We start from the raw sequence: 17,779 nt of genomic DNA, 5'->3' as shown, positions 1-17,779 counted from the left end.
CCGCGCCCACGGGGGTTACATTCCGCGCGGCGGCGTCGTGACGGGCCTGTCCAAGCTGGCCCGCGTCGTCGAAGGATACGCGCGCCGCCCCCAGGTGCAGGAGCGCCTGACCGCTCAGGTTGCCGACGCGATCGATGAGATCCTGAACCCCCAGGGCGTCATCGTCGTCATCGAAGCCGAGCACATGTGCATGTCGATGCGCGGCATCTCCAAGCCCGGTTCCTCGACCGTGACCAGCGCGCTGCGCGGCATCATGAACGACGGCGCCACCCGCGCCGAGATGATGGCCCTCGTCCTGTCCGGGAGCCGATGACGTGAGTGCGCTGCCCCTGCCCGCCGCCCCGGCCTCGTTCCCGGTCCCGCCCCTGGCGCTGCCGGGCGGCCTGACCCTGCCTGTCGGGCGGACGGCGATCATGGGCATCCTCAACGTCACCCCGGATTCTTTCTCGGACGGGGGACGCTACACGGACATCGCGGCCGCGCTGCGCCACGCGCGCGAGATGGTGGCCGCCGGAGCGGACCTCATCGACGTGGGCGGGGAGTCGACCCGTCCGAATTCGACGCGCATCAGCGCGGACGAGGAGTGGGCGCGCATCGGCACCATCGTCGCGTCCCTGGCCACTGACGGCGTCATCGTGTCGGTTGATACGCTGCACGCGTCGACGGCCCGCGAGGCTGCGCGCGTCGGTGCGGCGATCATCAACGACGTGAGCGGTGGGCGCTGGGATCCTGAGATGAATGCGGCTGTTGCGCAGTCGGGCTGCGCGTACGTCGTCCAGCACTACCGCGCGCTGCCGGGCATGCCGGGGGAGCACTTCGACTACGGGGACGACCTCGTGGGCACGCTCATCGAGCGCGTGGGGTCCCAGGTTCAAGACGCTATTGATGCTGGTGTGACAGCTGATAAAATTGTTATCGACCCGGGCCTCGGCTTCTCACTCACGGCCGACCAGTGCTGGCAGGTTCTCGCCGAACTGCCACGCCTGACCACCTATGGGTACCCTGTACTTATCGGAGCATCGCGCAAGCGTTTCGTCAAGGCTCTTGGAGGCAACATCGACACCGACAGCGCCGCCATCGCAGCCCACGCCGTCAGAAGCGGCGCGTGGGCCGTGCGGGTCCACGACGTAGCGGCCACCGCGGCCACCATCGCCTGAAAGGAGAACGACGTTGAGCAGCAGACGCGTCATCATCGCCCTCAAAGGACTGGGGGCGCTGGCAAACCACGGCGTCTACGATTTCGAGCGCAGCCAGGAGCAGCGCTTCAGTGCCGACGTCGTCATGTGGGTCGAGACCGCGGGTGCCACCGACGATATCGCCGCCACCGTCTCCTACGCCGACATCGCCGACGAAACCATGGCGGTCCTCACCGGCAAACCCGTCGACCTCATCGAGACTCTGGCCGAAACCATCGCCTCGAACGTCATGAGCCACGAGGGCGTGGTCGGCACCGAGGTCACCGTCCACAAGCCGGACGCCCCCATCGGCCACCCCTTCACCGACGTGTCCGTCACCGTGCGCCGCGGCGAGACCGACGCCATGCCCCTCTCCCTGTCCCTCAAGGGCATCTACGAGGCCGAGGACGGCTCCGTGCTCACAGGCGAGATCGAGGCATACGGCCGCGCCCAGGCACCCAGCCCCGCGCAGCAGACGGACGTGGCCCCCACCCGCAAGCGCCGCGGCGACCACGAAGCGCCCGCGCCCCGCGCCGAGGACGCCTCGAGTCCCGCACACATGCGTGCCCGCCGCGTCGTCCTGGCCATCGGCGGCAACCTTGGCGACGTGCCCGTCACCCTCATGCACACCGTCGAGGCCCTGTCCTACATGGAAGGCTTCCAGATCGAGGACGTCTCCCCGATCATGCGCACCAAGCCGGTCCTCGCCCCCGGACAAGCACCCCAGCCCGACTACTGGAATGCCGTCGTCGTCGGCTCTGCCATCGCCACCCCCGACGAAATCCTCGCCCAGACCAGCCGCATCGAACGCGAGCTGGGCCGCGAACGCCACGAACGCTGGGGCGCACGCACCATCGACATCGACATCATCCAGGTCGAAGGCCTCGCTTCCTCCGACCCCGCCCTCACCCTGCCACACCCGCGCGCGAAGGAACGTGCCTTCGTTCTCGCTCCCTGGCTGCTGTGCGACGCCAATGCCGTCCTCGAGGGCGTCGGCCGCGTCTGTGACCTGCTCGCCGTCGCGCCCGACCGCGACGGCATCATCGACGCCGTCGACGACTGGCTCGAAGACCCCGCTGCCGTCATGTCCGACTCCGACCGGCTCATCGCCGAGCGCGTCGAACAGGCCAGCGCCGACATGCGCGAACTCCTCGAAAACCTGACCGGTGAAATCAGCCATCTCGCCGACCTTGGTGCACCCATCGGCGAACCTCCGATGGCTCCCAAAACAGCCCTCGAGGCCACTGTCATCCCCGCGCTCCCCGCACCTAGGGCCGAGCAGACCCCGGAGCCTGCCAGCTCCAACTCTGGCTCAGGCTCCGTCGCGGGCGAGTTCGCACTCGCCGACGACGCTGTGGCAGACAGCTTTGTGGCTGGCGGGCCTGTGGCTGGCGGGCCTGTGGCCGAGGAGGTACCGCCCCTCGCCCCAGAAATCCCCACACACGAAGCTCCCGCACCCGTTGAAGCGGTGACCGAAGACGCAGTGGGCGACGTCACCATCCCAACGCCCGTCGCCGGCACCAACATACTCACGGACAGCGGCGCCGCGCAGCGCGCCAGCCTGTGGCATCGCCGGGACTCCTCAGATTCCGCTTCCGCGGGCTCCGCGAACAGCGATCAGTCCCGTGCCTTCGACAACACCGACGACCGCGCCAGACTGGCAGTCGCTTACGCCGAATACGGCTTCGACACTGACTTCGTCACTGACTTTGACCAGGCCGTGCCCGAGGAGCCCGCGCCCCAGGTTTCCCAGTCGGTAGCCCGCACGCAATCGGCAGCCCGCGCCGACCAGAATTTCGACATAGATGACGGCGACGGCCTCGAGCCAGATGTCGATGCCTCGGACTACGCAGCCGATGCACCCGTCAACGCGCCCACTCGGCCCAGCGCACCCCGGCCGACCACCCGGGGCGGAAGAGGAGCGCGCGATGCCAAGGCCTCGCCCAAGCCCGCGTGGCACCCCGTCTCCTCCGTGCCCGCGGATTCGCCCGCTGGGCGCGTGACCCGAAGGATCGGTTCGGGCAACTACTCGCCGACCAGCGACGAAAAGCCGCGGTGGGCACCCGTATTCCAAGACAAGCATCAAGAGTCGCGCACCGAGATCAAGCTGCCCGACTGGAACTTCAACGTCGGCACCACCCACGACGTGCGCGTCGTTGACGACCGCTCGGGCCTCGGTCGCGAGGACGACGCTCCCAAGGCCACCGTTCACGCCGACGGTCGCTCCACGATCCTGGCACCCGGACTGCCCGACAACACGCTCGTCGGCCCCATCCCCGACGACGAAGCCACCCACACCGGCATTCTGCGCCGCGTCGTTGTGCGCCCCACGATGACCGGGGCAATTCCCATCGTCAAGAGGCGCTAAATGAAACCGCTGGCGATCATCTGGGTGCTGCTGGTCGGCGTCGTGAGCGCTGCCCTGAGCTTCGTCGGGTTCTTCGCGCACATGCGCACCGGTGGAACCCCCATGATCGTCACGCCCGGTCCCGCCGTCGTGTTCGCCTTGGCCACGGCCATCCTCATCTGGTCCGGCATGGCTGTGCGGCGGCTGCGCGCCGGCAAAGATACGTGGATCGACGCCATCGGTGCCATGCGGGTTGCCGTCTTCGCACGCACCTCCGCGCTGGTCGGATCCAGCCTGTCGGGTATCCTCGTTGGCGTCATGGGCGTCTCCCTCACACAGCTCGAAGCCACCGCCATGGTGTCCAACGCAATTGGCTCCGGGGTCAGCGCCCTCGTCGGCGTCGTGTGGGTAGTCATCGCCGTAGTCATCGAACGCTGGTGCGTCATCACCCCCGACGACGACGCAGCCACCTCCAACAAACGAAACGCTGCGGCTTAAACGGCTGCGGTGCCCGGCTGATCGCTGCTGCTGGCCTGGTGGGGCTAGGGGATGGTTTCGTGGATAGGTTGTGGGTGTGCGGATAGGTTATTTTCCTATCCGTGAAGGCGTTAACCTATCCACCTGCTTGTTTTCTATCCGTATCGTTTTGTCGGGGCTGGGTCTTCCTGTTGGGGTGTCGCAGTTGTGCTCTCCGGGTTCTGTGGTGCTTTGTTACAGGTGCCCGCGCCGCGCGGAGTGACTCTGCGCCGCGCGGCTTGTCGGTGTCAATGTTGTGTGCGTTCCGAGAGTTACGAGCGCGGTTGCGCCCCGGCCCGGTATCGTGGAGGCGTGGCCGACCAGCGTAAGAATTTCCCCAGGCGATCATCCGCCCGGCGTAGCCCGTCGGGCGGCTCCTCCGGGCGCGCAGCAGACCGCACATCGCGCGCTGCGGGTGCGACGTCAAGCAACAACGCGTCCTCACGTCAAAGAACAGCCGGCACCGCAGCGAGCGCCCGCTCCGCGCGCGGCGCCAAAGCGGCTGGCACAAAGGTGCGCGGCACCAAAACGGCTAGCACCAAAGCGGCATCGGGTAAGAGCAAGCGCACGTCGTCAGGCGGTCCGCGTCCGCCCGTGAACCTGTGGCCCCGCCGCATTATCACGGGCCTAGGCCTGATTCTGATCCTGGCTCTCATCGTGTGGGGCGTTGTTGCTCTCGTCCGCGCTGTTATCGGCGTATTCACCTCGGATCCAGTTCCGCAGTCCAGTACGCAATCCGTTCAATCGGGCACGGTGGACGCCTCCGGTTACACGCTCAAGGGCGGTCAGGAGGCCACCGCGGATGGTCTACTGACGGACGGCACAGCGATTGAGATTCCGGTGTGCCTCGACAAGGACATCGCCGTCACCGCGACGGCGTCCGAGGCATCGGTCGGTTCACCGCTGTACGTGTCGGTGACGCTCGAAAACAGGGGATCGGTCGCCTGCTCGACCTCCCTGTCGAATTACACGTTGCAGGTGTCCACGGGCGGCCACCAGGTCTACGATTCGGCACGCTGCGCGGCGGATGATGAGTCTGCGAAAACCCTGCTGCTGCGCCCGACGGGCACGTGGTCCGGTTGGCTGAGCTGGGACGGCTACGTGTATGCGGATGGTTGTACGTCTCCCGCAGGCGGTGCCAAGGCCGCGACGGTGGGCACCTACAAGCTGGCCATCCAGCAGGGGAGCCGCGAGGTCGGCTCGGCCGTCGCTGACATCACCGCTCCGCCCGCGCCTCAGTCGGGCGCGCAGTCTGGTGCCCAGTCGGGGCAGAAGGCTGGGACGCAGGCTGGAACCCAGTCTGGTGCTCAGTCGGGAACCCAGAAAGCTCGGTGATGTGCTCTCCTCGTTGACGAGGCCGTGGCCGCGTGCCCGCGTCAGGTGTCGGTGAGTGCCCGCGACGTGTGTCGCGTCGTTGCTCAAGCGCCCGACGTGGGATTACCAGCCGACGACGCCCGCGCCGACGGCCTGGGCCTGGTGGGCCAGGTTTTCGACGATGAGTTGGGCGCGGTAGTGGCCGACGCTGTCGATGACTTCGATATCGGCGACGGAGGCGGCGCGCAGCTGTGGCAGGGTCGTGAAGTGCGCGGACACGGCTTTGATGGCGTTCCACGACAGGTGGGGGACCAGGGAGAGGGCGCGCACGCCGCGCGGCATGATTTCGCGGTCGAGGTCGGCGACCTCGTACACGTCCAGGCCGAGGATGTTTGCGATGGCGGTCAGGTCGACGATTCGTTCGGAGCCGAGGGAGGTGAGTTCGGCTTCGACGCGGGCGACGTCGGCGGGGTCGCGGATGTAGTCGCGCATGACGAGGGCGCGTTCGGAGGCGGATCCGCGTATGAGGTCTTCGACTTGGAGGGCGAGGAGGCGTCCCTCGGATCCCAGTTCTTCGAGGTATTCGGTGATTTCGGAGGTGATGCGGCGGATCATTTCCATGCGCTGCATGACGGTGGCGACGTCGCGCACTGTGGCGCTGTCGCGCATTTCGAGGATCGTGAGGGTTTGGAGGACTTCGTCGAGTCGCTGACTGTAGCGGTCGAGGGTGTCCACGGCTAGGTTGGCGCGCGAGAGCAGGGCTTCGGGTTCTTCGACGAGGCGGTGCTCGGTGCCCACGTAGATGGAGATCATGCGCATGGAGGCGGACAGGGACAGGACGGGCAGGTGCGTTTGGCGGGCGGTGCGCTGGGCGGTGCGGTGGCGCATGCCGGATTCGTCGGTGGGGATGGTGGGATCGGGGAAGAGCTGGACGTTGGCTTTGCGGATGCGCCATAGGTCGGGGTCGATGATGACGGCACCGTCCATTTTGCATAGTTCGCGTAGGCGAGCGGCCGTGAATGCGACGTCAAGGTCGAAGCCGCCTGAGCACATGGCCTGAATCTCGGGTGTGTAGCCCAGGACGATGAGGGCACCCGTGTGGGAGCGCTGAATTCGTTCCAGTCCCTCGCGAAGAGGGGTGCCGGGCGCAACCGCGTGCAGTGCTTCTCGAAGGATCGCTGCGTCTGAGGTCAATGTGCTTCCCTCCCGAATGACTAGGTCTGCTTTCTATTATTGCGAGTCTGTAGGAAATGCGACGCGAATCGCCGTCGCTAAATCAGAGACAGTGAACACGGTGATGCCGTCGACGCGGGCGAGGTCCTCGCTGCCTTGAGCTGGGACGATGGCTGCGGCGAAGCCCAATCGGGCTGCTTCGGCGAGGCGGCGCTGGGTGCCGGTGCAGGCGCGAACTTCACCGGTGAGGGAGATTTCTCCGACTGCGACGAGGTCGGCGCGCGGGGGTACGCCCTTGAGTGAGGACACGATGGAGATGGCCATCGCGAGGTCGATGGCGGGTTCGACGGTGCGCGCGCCGCCGACAGTAGACACGTAGACGTCGGCCCCCGACGTGTCAGCACCGATTCGGGCCTGCAGGACCGCGAGGATCATGGCGACGCGCGCGTGGTCGACGCCTGAGGTTGTGCGCCGAGGCGAGCCGCCCGACGAGGGAGCGACGAGGGACTGGATCTCGGTGGGCAGCGGGCGGCGGCCCTCGAGGGAGACGGCCGCGCAGGTGCCGGGCACGCCGCGTGTCGTGCGTGACAGGAATAGGCCGGAGGGGTCGGCGAGGCCGTAGATCCCCGAGTCGGTCAGCTCGAAGCAGCCGACTTCGTCAGTGGGGCCGTAGCGGTTTTTCACGGCGCGCAGCAGGCGAAGGCGTGAGTGTCGGTCACCTTCGAACTGGCAGACGACGTCCACGAGGTGTTCGAGGACGCGTGGACCGGCGATGCCGCCGTCCTTCGTCACGTGGCCGACGAGCAGGGTGGGTAGGTCGGATTCTTTGGCGACCCGAATGAGCGAGGCGGCGACCGCGCGCACCTGGGCGACGCCGCCCGCCCCGCCTTCGACCTGGGCGGAGGAGATTGTCTGCACGGAGTCGACGATGAGCAGGGACGGAGCCGAGGCCTCGACGTGCCCCAGGACGATGCCGAGTTCCGTCTCATCGGCGATGAGCAAGTTCGGCTCGAGCGCCCCGATGCGTTCGGCGCGCCCCCGCACCTGCGCCGCTGACTCCTCGCCCGTCACGTAGAGGACGGGGCCGCGTCCGCTCGATGCCGCCGTGCGCGCGGCCTTGGCGGCCACGTCCAGCAGCAGCGTGGACTTGCCCACGCCGGGCTCGCCGGCCAGGAGGATCACCGCGCCGGGGACGATGCCGCCGCCGAGGACCCGGTCCAGTTCGCCCACGCCCGTGGAACGTGACGTGGCGCGCTCCCCGTCCACGTCGCCAATGGGCAGCGCGGGGCGTCGTGGGGGAGACGCGGCGGCGCGCTGCCCGCCCGTGACCTCGCCCGCCTGGTCGACGGTGCCCCATGCCCCGCATTCGCGGCACTGGCCCACCCACTTGGGGGAGGTCCAGCCGCAGTCGGAGCAACGGTAGGTGATCTTCTCTTTCGCCATGGACCCACCGTAACGCGCACCGCCCCCATCTGCGGTTCGCTCGCGGGAGAGTGACGAGGCCGGGGCGAGGTCGTGGATGGGTAGCGTAGGTGATGTGCGGGTGTGAGACGATGTGGTCAGGTTCTCCAGATACGGCGAAGTGGCGGAATTGTGCCGTAAAGAACGTTGACGCGCGATGATACTTTACAAGTATCTGTAGAACGCGTGATGCTATTATCCATATGGTTAGCCGGTGTGTGTCCTCGGGAACTCGCTCCGGTACCTGCGGATGCTGCATGCCATCGACACTGAGGAAATGACATGAAGAAGGGGCGCAAGACGCGAAGGACCTGGTCCAAGCGACTGCCTGCCATGTCCGTCCTGCTCGTGTCTGCGATCCTGTATGCGATTGCGTTCATGTCCCGAGGTATGGAGGTCACGCAGGTCAGCGTCAATGATGGCGGTATCTGGGTGACCAATCAGGATCGCAAGCTCGTGGGCCATCTGAATTACGACGCCCGGATGCTCGATGGCAGGGTGTCCGTTAAGTCGGCGTCCTTCGATATCGGGCAGGCTGGTGGTGACGTGACGCTCGGGGAGGCGGGAACGCGCACGGTGTCGCCCGTGCCATGGTTCGCACGCGTGCGCTGTGCGTTGTCGATCAAGTCGCTGCGCTGGCATTGCCGCGCGCGTCGCTTGGCGACAAGCAGACAGCGTCGGTCACTGTTGTCGCGCGTCACGCGCCGTTGGAGGAGGAAACGATGAGTGACAGAGACGAGCACGTGGGGGTTGCCCCGATGCTGCCCGGCTACCAGTGGATTCGACACCTCGGATCGGGTGGGTTCGCGGACGTGTACCTGTGCCGCCAGGAGATGCCCAGTCGTGATGTCGCGGTGAAGATTGCTCGCCTGGACCGTGGGTCTGAGGCGCAGGGGGACATCGCCCGCGAGGCGGATGTGATGGCGCTCGTGTCGGGGCATCCGGCTGTCGTACAGTTGTACGGCGCGGGCACCGCACAAGATGGGCGGTCTTTCCTGGTGATGGAGTACTGTCCGGTCGCGAACATCATGGATCAGGTGCGTCAGAAACCGATGTCGACGGATCGGGCGCTGTCGATGATCATCCGCATGTGTGGCGGCGCGGAGATGCTGCATCGTGTGGGTTTTGTGCACCGTGATATCAAGCCCAGCAACATCATGGTGAATGCCTACGGCTCGCCGGTCCTGACAGATTTCGGTGTGGCGGAGCATGTGGGGACAGATCCGCGCAGCGGCCGCGATGGTTTTTCGGTCATGTGGGCGCCGCCCGAGCAGATCGCGGGTACGGCGCGTATCCATCCGACGCAGGACGTGTGGGCGCTGGGCGCGACGCTGTGGACGCTGCTGATGGGTCGCCCGCCCTTCGAGGTGCCCGACGGCGATAACACGGCTAGGGCGGTCGCGCAGAGGGCAGCGTCGGGCCGTGTCTCGCGCATCGATCGGCCGGGCGTGCCCGATGCTGTGACCGCCATCGTGCGTCGAGCGATGAGCTTGGATCCTGAGGAGCGTTTCGGGTCGGCGGCGGCGCTCGGTTATGCGCTGCAGACCGTTGAACGTGACATGCATCGCCCGGTCACGGAAATGAAGCTGAGCGTCGTCGCGCCCACCGGTGGGCCTCCCTTGGCGCTGTCGATCCCGACGCCGGCTCTCCTGGATTCGGAGCGTACGCGCACCCGTCGCAGGGGATTCTCGGAGGGGGACCAGGCCTCGTCGAACGAGGCCTGGTCGGGTAACTCGACGACGAATCGTCGCGGGGTGGTCGACTCCGAGTCGAAGCGTCCTGCGTGGGTGATTCCCGTGCTGGTGGTCGTCGGTGTGCTGGCCACGGCAGCCCTGGTTGTCGCAATGTTGACGGGCGGGGGGCACAGCGTGCGCCTGGGTGCGGGCGAGGGGCCGTCGGTCGAGGCGACGACCGAGCAGTGGAGTGACCCTGGGGGGTGGATCGAACTGCGTGCGGGAATGCTCGCCTAAGCGCAACTACGGGCGGTTCGCGAAGTACTCGAGCAGGCGAGAGTCGCCCGAAACGATGATCTCGTCGTCGGAGTTGATGCGCGTCGACGAATTCGCGTACTCGAAACGCTGCTTGGGGTGGCGAATCGCCAGGACGTTGACGCCGTAGCGGCCGCGCAGGTCAAGCTCCTCCAGCGAAAAGCCGTGCACCTCCGTGGGTGGACGCAGCTTCATGATGGAAAAGCCGTCCTTCTCCATCTCGATGTAGTCGACCATACGGCCGCCCACCAGGTGCGCCGTGCGCTTGCCCGCATCCAGGTCGGGGTAGACCACGTGGTGGGCGCCCACGCGGCGCAGGATACGCCCGTGCTGGGAGGACGTCGCCTTCACCCATATCGACGAGATCCCCATGTCGACCAGGTTCGCGGTGATCAGTACGGCCGCCTCCAGGGAGGAACCCACGCCGACGACGGCGCTGCGGAACTCGCGTGCGCCCAGCTGCTCCAGCGCATCCTTGGACGTCGCGTCGGCCTCGACCAGGGGGAAACGACCCGCGAAGGCCTGCACGCGCGAGGGGTTCTTTTCGACCGCGAGGATCTCGTACCCCAGCTGGTCCTGCGTCACCGCGACGGCTGAGCCAAAACGGCCCAAGCCGATGACAAGCGTGCCTGACTGAAGGTCCTTTGAGTCACGTTCTTCTGCCATGGCTCTATTCTTCCCTCCCCGTCCCGCGCGCGCGAACGGTGCCCAGCCACGGCCTCGTCGAACAAGTCGCCACTGCGCTGTCAACCGATGATCGGCTGCTCCTCGGGCATACGAATCACGCGGGAACGCTCACGCAATGCGAGTGCCGCGGCCACCGTCATCGATCCCGTGCGGCCCGCGAACATGAGGGCGATAAGGACGTACTTCGCGGCCATCGGCAGGTTAGGCGTGATACCCGTAGACAGGCCTACGGTGGCGAACGCGGACACGGTCTCGAACAGGATGATGTCTAATGAGTGATCTGTCATGGTCAGCAGCGCGACGACGGAGATGGCGACCAGGGCCAGGCCGAGCAGGGACACAGCGACTGCTAGGCGCACGGTCGATGTAGGGATACGCCGGCCGAAGGTCTCGATGTCGCGGTCACCTCGTGCCTCGGCGATGACGGCCAGAACCAGCACCGCGAACGTCGTCACCTTCACGCCGCCCGCCGTGGACGCGGAGCCGCCGCCGATCATCATGAGGATGTCCTGCACAAAGTGCGTCTGCGAACGCATCGAACCCACGTTGAGCGCCGAAATACCCGAGGACCGCGAATTGACGCCCGCGAGCATTGCATTGAGGATCTTCGAGGGAGTGTCCACGGACCCCAGCGTCGCCGGATTGTGCCACTCCGTCAGCGCCAGGGCGAGAGCGCCGATGAACGCCAGGATCAGATAGGTCGACAGCGTCAGCTTCGTATGTAGGCGCCAGCGGCGCGGAGTCCACATGTTTTTCGCGACGTCCATGATGACGGGAAAACCGATAGCGCCCACGGTGGTCCCCAAGATGATGGGGACCAGCATCCACCAGTCGGTGACGTGCGGTTCGAGGCCGCCGGGAAGAATCACGAAGCCCGCGTTGTTGAACACGGAGATCGCCATGAAGACGGCATCCCACACGGCGTACACGGGGTCAATACCCATGGTGAGGAAACGGGGCAGGAACATGATTGCCAGGAACGCCTGCATGCTCAGCGAGGTCGCGATGACTGCCTTGAGCAGCGTGGAAATCTGGCCCATCGCTCCCGTACCGGTCTCCTGGGTGGCGAGCATGCGCTGGGTGAGTCCCAGGTGTCGGGACACCGCGAAGGCGAGGATCGACGCCAGCGTCATGACGCCCAGGCCGCCGACGACGATGCCCGCCGCGATGACAGCCTGCCCGAAGGGGGACCAATACGATGCTGTGTCCACCGTCGTGAGACCTGTCACGCATACAGCTGATACGGCGGTAAAGAGCACGTCGACGAAGGGAGCGGGCTCGTCAGAGGCGGAAGCGATGGGCAACATGAGCAGCACGGTGATAACCCCGATGATGAGGGCGAACGTGCTGAGAGCCAGCCTGGCGGGGGAGTAGCGGGCCTGCCGGGACAGCCACGCGCGTACACGCTGAGCGTAGGACGTGGGCACCTGGGGATGTGGACCGCGGGGTCCTCCCGGCACCTGGCGGACGACAGGGGAGGGTTGTGGAGTCAGGGTTTCCGCTGAAATGGCGTGGGACGAGGCCGTGGCTCGCCCGCGCATCAGGGACCGTGTAGCACCGGGATTGGTGCGCAGCCGAGGGGGCTGAGGTCGAGGCGTGCGTCCCTTGCGTGCCGCTCCCATCGAACCTCCTTAACGACTCTGCAACAAAAGTGGATAAAGTTGCAGTTTTCATGTGGATGGGCAGTAGTATATTTCGTGAGGCTACGTAAGCGATGAACGAACGGGTTTAACGCGCCTCGCGAGCATACTGGGAGTCATTAATGGAACAGCAGTCGGCGCCGCGCTTTATGACCGTCACGGAAGTGGCGGACATCATGCGCGTCTCTAAGATGACTGTGTACCGATTGATTCACAGCGGCGAAATGCCCGCGATTCGCGTCGGAAAGAGCTTCCGAGTCCCGGAGGCTGCGGTCGCCCAGATGATCCAGGCCGGTATGTCGGATCACTCCGGTGGCCAGGCTCGCGTCATTGGCGGGTAGTATAGGCACGATGTGCCCGTTCCGGGCACCCATCATCAACCAGCGGTAGTACCTCTGCCGCCCACACTACGAGGGAGGAACCCCATGGGCTCCGTCATCAAGAAGCGCCGCAAGCGCATGGCGAAGAAGAAGCACCGCAAGCTCCTGCGCAAGACGCGTCACCAGCGTCGCAACAAGAAGTGAGCGAGCGGAGGCCCGGCCTGTTGGCCGGGCCTCACGTGTATCCGGGGCCCTATACTTGGGCGTTATGGACCGCACCATCATTCACGTCATGCGCCACGGAGAAGTGGATAATCCTAACGGTGTTTTGTATGGGCGTCTGCCCGGTTTTGGTCTGACGGAGCTGGGGCATCAGATGGCGGCGCGCGCCGCGCAGTATCTGGTGGATTCGGGTGCGGATATCGCTCGCGTCATCTCGTCGCCGCTGCTGCGCGCCCAGCTGACGGCCGCGCCAACCGCCGCCGCCTACGGTCTGAGCATTGCCTCCGATCCTCGCCTCATCGAGTCGGACAACGTCTTTGAAGGTCTGCCCGTGAACTCCAATCGCGCGATGCTGGCGAACCCGAAGTATTACAAGTACTACTGCAACCCGCTGCGCCCCTCGTGGGGCGAACCCTACCGTGACGTCGCCTCCCGGATGAGCGCGGCCCTCTCTTCGGCCCTGCGCGAAGCATGCGGCCGCGAGGCCCTGGTCGTCTCCCACCAAAACCCCATCGTCACGCTCACCCGATTCATCAACGGCCAGCCGCTGGCCCACTCGCCCAAGTCGCGTCACTGCTCCCTGGCATCCATCACGTCCTTCATCTTTTCGGGCGCGACGCTCGTGGGCACCTCCTACGCGGAACCCGCGGCAGACCTCGTCGCCCTCGCCAAGGACATGACCCCCGGAGACTCTGCTGCCGACCTGCGACGCTGACGTACAGTGCCGGTGAGCGGCGCGCAGGCATGTAATACGGGTGGCCCCATGCGGGACCGCCCGCTGCTGTTCCGCGCGTAAACCCCATGTTCCGCACGTGGGCCGCCTGTTCTGCATGTGGGCGGGGTTGCCCAGGTTCGGAATAGCGGGTCCACGTGCGGATGAGGAGGCCCGCGTGCGTATCAAGGGGACTCAGGTGCATGGTGCGGGGTGAGGCGTCGCGCCAACACGACGCGTCCCATACGCCTTACTGCATGTGAGGTCGAGTCTTAGGAAGCCTCGTTCTCAGTGCCGTTGCCGTCCTTGCCCTGCTGGCCCTGCTCACGCCTGCGGCGTTCCTCCTCGCGGCGCTTACGCTGAATGTCGCGTTCGAGGCGGAACAGGAACTCGGGATCGTCGTCTGGAGCGGTGGGGCGCTTGGGGGCCTTGGGCGCACGCGTCTGTTTCTTTTCCGCGCGGGATACCCATCGCAGCGCCAGCCATACAATCGGGCCAATCGCGGCGATCGTCGCTGTGAAGAGGATGATGAGCAGCCAGATCGCCTTGGGGAGCTTGCCGGGCATCTCGTCTTCGGGCGTGCGATGCCAGTCCGCAGCCGCGTAAATGGTGAGCGCGATCATCGCGACGAAGAAGAGGATTCTGACCATGCCCCTAGTCTAGGGGCGTGCGCTGGCCCATGCCGCCCCGTTCACTCCCGGGGCAATCCGTCTCCGCTCAGTCGCGCGTGACCGTCGGCAGCGCACCGTAGGAGGACGCAGCTCCCGGCGACAGGATCGCCGCGGCTCCCGCCCGCATGCCGTCCGCCACGGCCTCGACGAAGGGCTTGCCGAGCGCCAGGGCTGCCGCCAGCGCACCCACGCACGCGTCGCCCGCGCCCGTGGTGTCCACGGCCTCGCCGAGGTTGACAGCGGGACAGTGACCCACCTCGGCACCCGACGCCCACGCCGCCCCCTGCGCCCCCAGCGTGACGACGACGTGGCGCGGCCCCATGCCGCGTAGCGCGCGGGCCACCCCAATCGCCTCTGTCGGCGTCGCGGGCGCGGGCAGGCCCAGGGTCAGTCCGGCCTCGGTCTCGTTGACGACAAGGATGTCGATGTGCGACATCGCTGCCGGGTCCGTGTCGCGCGCGGGTGCTAGGTTGAGCAGGCCGCGCGCGCCGAAGGAGTGTGCCCACGCGAGGACCTCGGTGTTCGTGTGGGAGGGGACCTCGGCCTGCAGGACCACGATGTCGGAGGGGGCTGGGAATAACGAGGCCTTGGCGGGCTCGATCGTCACCGCGCGGTTCGCGCCCGCGTCCAAGATGATCGTGTTCTCGCCGGAGGCCGCGACAGTGATGAGCGCTGTTCCCGTGGGCCCGTCGACGTCGCGCACGTGCGTGACGTCCACGCCGTGGGCAGCCAAGTCAGCGCGCAGACGCTGGCCCGACAAGTCCGTCCCGACTGCGCCAACGAAGAGCGTCTCTGCTCCCGAGTGCGCGGCAGCCGCCGCCTGATTCGCCCCCTTTCCGCCCAGGCCGTAGGTGAGGGAGGAACCCGACAAGGTCTCGCCGGGTGAGGGGAAACGGTCAACGGTGACCGTAATGTCTTGGTTAATGGAACCGACAACAATGACGCGTGCCATGACATCTCCTATGTGACGGATGCTCTATTGTGCCACGTCACAGTCGGTATTTAAAAGCACCTCGGGGCGATTCCGGCATTATTTCAATGATTAAGTGATGCTTAAGTCGTATGCCAGTTTCCTGCGATACTACTAAAGTAACGCTTTATGGTGAACTATCCGCCGTGCGCAATTTCCGATACCTCGTTTCGACACGCCCGGCAGCCCCATCCTGCCGCGTCACCACCATCCCGTCCCAGGTGATCCGGGAAGGGGCCACGGCCTCGTCTCCCATGCGCACCACCACACCCGGTGCAGCCGGGATGGACCACCCCGCGCGCGTTCTCCTGCCCCTCCTCGGCATCTACTCGCTCGGCACTGTCTCCCTCCAAGGCTTCAACCTGGTCTACCTGCGAGTCGCCGCCGACATCGGTGCCGGTGACTCCTCCGGCCTCATCACCGCGATCCCCGGCATCGTCCTGGGCGTCGCCTGCTTCCTGTACGGCACCCTCGGCGACTTCGTCCCGCTGCGCCGCATCGTCGACGTCGGCGTCGCACTCATCGTCGCTGGATCGCTGCTCGGTTTCACCTTCTCCTCCTCCCTGACCGGCATCATCATCGCTCGCGCGCTCCAGACCCTCGGCTACCAGGCCTCCGCCTCCGCCTACATGATCCTGGCCACCGGCATCGCCGACCCCAAACGCCGCAGCCTCTACGTCGGCCTCATGTGCGCCGCCTTCCAAGGCGGAACCGCCATCGGCATGCTGTCGGGAGGCCTCCTCGCCGACATCAACTGGGCGATCCTGCTGCTCATCCCCCTCGGCGGCCTCGCCGTCCTGCCCATCATGGGACGCCGCGTGCCCGCCCGCGCCCACACCGGACGCGTCGACGTCGTCGGCCTCGCCATCTTCTCCTCCCTGGCGCTCCTCCTCACCCTGGCGGCCTCCAACCCCCGCTGGTGGCTCATCGGCGGGCTCATCCTCGGCGGCGTCATCTTCTGGCGCTACATCGGCCGCGCCCGCGCCCCCTTCATCACCCGCTCCTTCTTCACCAACGTGCCCTGGGCGCGCTCCGTCAGCCTCATCGTCATCATCTACTGCATGAACTTCACGGTCGCCCCCCTCATGAACGGCATCGGTGCCGCCCACTACGGACTCACCCCCGCGCAGGTCTCCGTGCGCCTCCTGCCCGCCTACTGCGTCGCCCTGACCGCCGCCATGAGTTCCGGGGCCGTCATGGCCCGCATCGGGCGCGGTGCTACCGTGCGTGGCTGCGTCAGCCTCATCCTGTCCGGAACCGCGCTGCTCGCCCTCTTTATGAACTCCGGCCCGTGGGTCATCACCGCCGCCATGTGCCTCATCTACGCCGGCTTCGGCGCGCTCTTCACCCCCATCTACGACACCGTCTTCGCCACCGTTGCCCCCCGGCCAGAACGGCCGCGCCGTCGCCATGAATGACCTGGCCATGCAGGGCAGCGCCGCCATCGGCATCGGCGTGTTCACCCCCTGGCTGGCCTCCGGCTCCTTCGAATCCATCGCCGTCGTCTGCGTCGGAGCCGCAGCCATCGGCATCCTCGGCGACTGGGCCCACGAGGCCCTCTGCCGCAGGGGACGCTGAGCCGCGTCGGGTCCGCGTGGCTACCCCGGCCTCGTGAAAGTCCGACTAGCGTAGCCGCGCCGGTCCGCGTCAACGTGCCCCTGCCTCGTCCTTCCCTCTAGGACAGAACCAGCGCCAACCCGGCGAGAATCGCCCACGCCAGCGTGAAGAAGCCCGTGTTGCGCAACACGACGATGAGCGCTCGGCCCGACGCGCCGGTCAGCACCGGTAGGCTCACCCCGACCGCCGGGGCCGCCGTGCCCACGCCCAGCGCGCACGTCGCCAGCGGATGCATACCCAGTGCAACGCCGAGCGCCACGATCATTCCTACCGGCACCCACGCGCAGGCCGCGAACACCCAGCGCGACGCCCGGTCACCCAGGCGCACGGCGGCCGTCATCTTGCCCGACTCGCGGTCCGTCGGAATATCACGAATGTTATTCGCCATGAGCAGCGCCACCGACAGTAAACCCAGCGCCGACGCGCACATCCACAGCCACCACGGGGCCACCTGCACCTGCGTCCAAGCCGTGCCCACGCACGCGAGCAGGCCGAAGAATACGAAGACCATCAGCTCGGACAGGCCGATACCCATGTAGGCGTACGGGTGCTTGCCGCCCGTATAGAACCATGCGGCCACGACAGCCGCCGCGCCCGCCACGATCAGCCACCACGTGCCCGACAGCGCCACCAGTGCAAGGCCCGCGACGCCGGCCAGCGCAAAGCAGCCCAGCGCCGCAGTCAGTACCGTCTTCTGCTTAGCGAGGCCGCCACCCGTCAGGCGCGCCGGACCCTTACGATTGTCATCCGTGCCGCGAATCCCATCCGAATAATCATTCGCGTAATTGACACCCACCTGCAGTGCCAACGCCACCACGAGCGCCAAGGAGGCTCGCACCGCGTCAAACCCGCCCAGATGATGCGCAGCCGCCGACCCGACAATCACGGGTGCAGCGGCAGCGGGCAGGGTGCGCAGACGAGCGCCTTCAATCCAATCCGTCACGGTAGCCCTAGCCACCAGTCTAG

Annotated in this window: 17 protein-coding genes and 1 pseudogene; 11 read left to right on the top strand and 7 right to left on the bottom strand. The window is 66.5% G+C overall.

All coding sequences use genetic code 11. From position 1 onward, the window contains the following. The 5 genes from QZ149_RS08635 to QZ149_RS08615 all read left to right on the top strand — a co-directional run. On the top strand, window positions 1-313 hold a 313-nt coding region (locus QZ149_RS08635; protein ID WP_291450988.1), incomplete at its 5' end, for a GTP cyclohydrolase I. Between the two features lies 1 nt (window position 314). Then, the gene (folP, locus tag QZ149_RS08630; RefSeq protein ID WP_291450986.1) at window positions 315-1,157 is read left to right on the top strand and encodes a dihydropteroate synthase; all 843 of its coding nucleotides are present in this window, start codon (window positions 315-317) and stop codon (window positions 1,155-1,157) included. Window positions 1,158-1,170: 13 nt separating this feature from the next. After that, the gene (gene folK / locus QZ149_RS08625; protein WP_291450985.1) at window positions 1,171-3,543 is read left to right on the top strand and encodes a 2-amino-4-hydroxy-6-hydroxymethyldihydropteridine diphosphokinase; all 2,373 of its coding nucleotides are present in this window, start codon (window positions 1,171-1,173) and stop codon (window positions 3,541-3,543) included. After that, window positions 3,544-4,020 (top strand): DUF3180 family protein, encoded by a 477-nt coding sequence (locus tag QZ149_RS08620; protein WP_291450984.1) that lies wholly within the window; start codon window positions 3,544-3,546, stop codon window positions 4,018-4,020. Between the two features lie 612 nt (window positions 4,021-4,632). After that, window positions 4,633-5,373: a hypothetical protein gene (locus QZ149_RS08615; RefSeq protein ID WP_291450983.1), complete on the top strand. Its 741-nt coding sequence runs from the start codon at window positions 4,633-4,635 to the stop codon at window positions 5,371-5,373. Window positions 5,374-5,475: 102 nt separating this feature from the next. Here the strand turns inward: QZ149_RS08615 and disA are convergent, their stop codons facing one another. Together disA and radA are read right to left on the bottom strand one after the other, a co-directional pair. Then, window positions 5,476-6,546, bottom strand: a complete 1,071-nt coding sequence (gene disA / locus QZ149_RS08610) for a DNA integrity scanning diadenylate cyclase DisA (protein WP_291450982.1) — start codon at window positions 6,544-6,546, stop codon at window positions 5,476-5,478. A 36-nt stretch (window positions 6,547-6,582) separates the two neighbouring features. Continuing rightward, on the bottom strand, window positions 6,583-7,968 hold the full coding sequence (radA, locus tag QZ149_RS08605; RefSeq protein ID WP_291450980.1) for a DNA repair protein RadA: 1,386 nt from the start codon (window positions 7,966-7,968) through the stop codon (window positions 6,583-6,585). Between the two features lie 300 nt (window positions 7,969-8,268). Between radA and QZ149_RS08600 the strand changes: the two genes are divergently transcribed. After that, entirely contained in the window at window positions 8,269-8,712 is a 444-nt protein-coding gene (locus QZ149_RS08600; protein ID WP_291450978.1) for a hypothetical protein, read from the top strand. After that, entirely contained in the window at window positions 8,709-9,956 is a 1,248-nt protein-coding gene (locus tag QZ149_RS08595) for a serine/threonine-protein kinase (protein ID WP_291450977.1), read from the top strand. Before QZ149_RS08600 ends, QZ149_RS08595 begins: the two co-directional genes overlap by 4 nt. A 6-nt stretch (window positions 9,957-9,962) precedes the next feature. Here QZ149_RS08595 and QZ149_RS08590 read toward each other — a convergent pair whose 3' ends face one another. Both QZ149_RS08590 and QZ149_RS08585 read right to left on the bottom strand, forming a co-directional pair. Further along, window positions 9,963-10,640: a TrkA family potassium uptake protein gene (locus QZ149_RS08590; protein WP_291450976.1), complete on the bottom strand. Its 678-nt coding sequence runs from the start codon at window positions 10,638-10,640 to the stop codon at window positions 9,963-9,965. Window positions 10,641-10,720: 80 nt separating this feature from the next. Then, complete coding sequence (locus QZ149_RS08585) at window positions 10,721-12,283, bottom strand: potassium transporter TrkG (protein WP_291450974.1); 1,563 nt, start codon at window positions 12,281-12,283, stop codon at window positions 10,721-10,723. Between the two features lie 140 nt (window positions 12,284-12,423). Between QZ149_RS08585 and QZ149_RS08580 the strand changes: the two genes are divergently transcribed. The 3 genes from QZ149_RS08580 (at window position 12,424) to QZ149_RS08570 (ending at window position 13,558) form a co-directional block, all read left to right on the top strand. Then, entirely contained in the window at window positions 12,424-12,642 is a 219-nt protein-coding gene (locus QZ149_RS08580) for a helix-turn-helix domain-containing protein (RefSeq protein ID WP_009648329.1), read from the top strand. An 84-nt stretch (window positions 12,643-12,726) separates the two neighbouring features. Continuing rightward, window positions 12,727-12,825 (top strand): AURKAIP1/COX24 domain-containing protein, encoded by a 99-nt coding sequence (locus QZ149_RS08575; protein ID WP_003792170.1) that lies wholly within the window; start codon window positions 12,727-12,729, stop codon window positions 12,823-12,825. Between the two features lie 64 nt (window positions 12,826-12,889). Further along, the gene (locus tag QZ149_RS08570) at window positions 12,890-13,558 is read left to right on the top strand and encodes a histidine phosphatase family protein (RefSeq protein WP_291450972.1); all 669 of its coding nucleotides are present in this window, start codon (window positions 12,890-12,892) and stop codon (window positions 13,556-13,558) included. Window positions 13,559-13,827: 269 nt separating this feature from the next. Here QZ149_RS08570 and QZ149_RS08565 read toward each other — a convergent pair whose 3' ends face one another. Together QZ149_RS08565 and QZ149_RS08560 are read right to left on the bottom strand one after the other, a co-directional pair. Beyond that, window positions 13,828-14,205, bottom strand: coding sequence for a phospholipase (locus QZ149_RS08565; protein WP_291450970.1), 378 nt, complete (start codon window positions 14,203-14,205; stop codon window positions 13,828-13,830). A gap of 67 nt (window positions 14,206-14,272) precedes the next feature. Next, window positions 14,273-15,178, bottom strand: coding sequence for a ribokinase (locus tag QZ149_RS08560; protein ID WP_291450968.1), 906 nt, complete (start codon window positions 15,176-15,178; stop codon window positions 14,273-14,275). 164 nt (window positions 15,179-15,342) lie between these two features. Between QZ149_RS08560 and QZ149_RS08555 the strand changes: the two are divergent. Further along, window positions 15,343-16,774: pseudogene (locus QZ149_RS08555) on the top strand (MFS transporter). A gap of 97 nt (window positions 16,775-16,871) precedes the next feature. On the opposite strand, the gene QZ149_RS08550 reads toward QZ149_RS08555, so the two are convergent. After that, window positions 16,872-17,774 carry a 1,4-dihydroxy-2-naphthoate polyprenyltransferase gene (locus tag QZ149_RS08550; protein WP_366488429.1) on the bottom strand — a complete coding sequence of 301 codons (903 nt, stop codon included), beginning with the start codon at window positions 17,772-17,774 and terminating at the stop codon, window positions 16,872-16,874. Between the last annotated feature and the right edge of the window lie 5 nt (window positions 17,775-17,779).

The sequence above is a fragment of the Actinomyces sp. ICM47 genome (assembly GCF_905369875.1).
GTDB lineage: Bacteria > Actinomycetota > Actinomycetes > Actinomycetales > Actinomycetaceae > Pauljensenia.
This window is presented reverse-complemented; position numbering and strand designations above follow the sequence as displayed.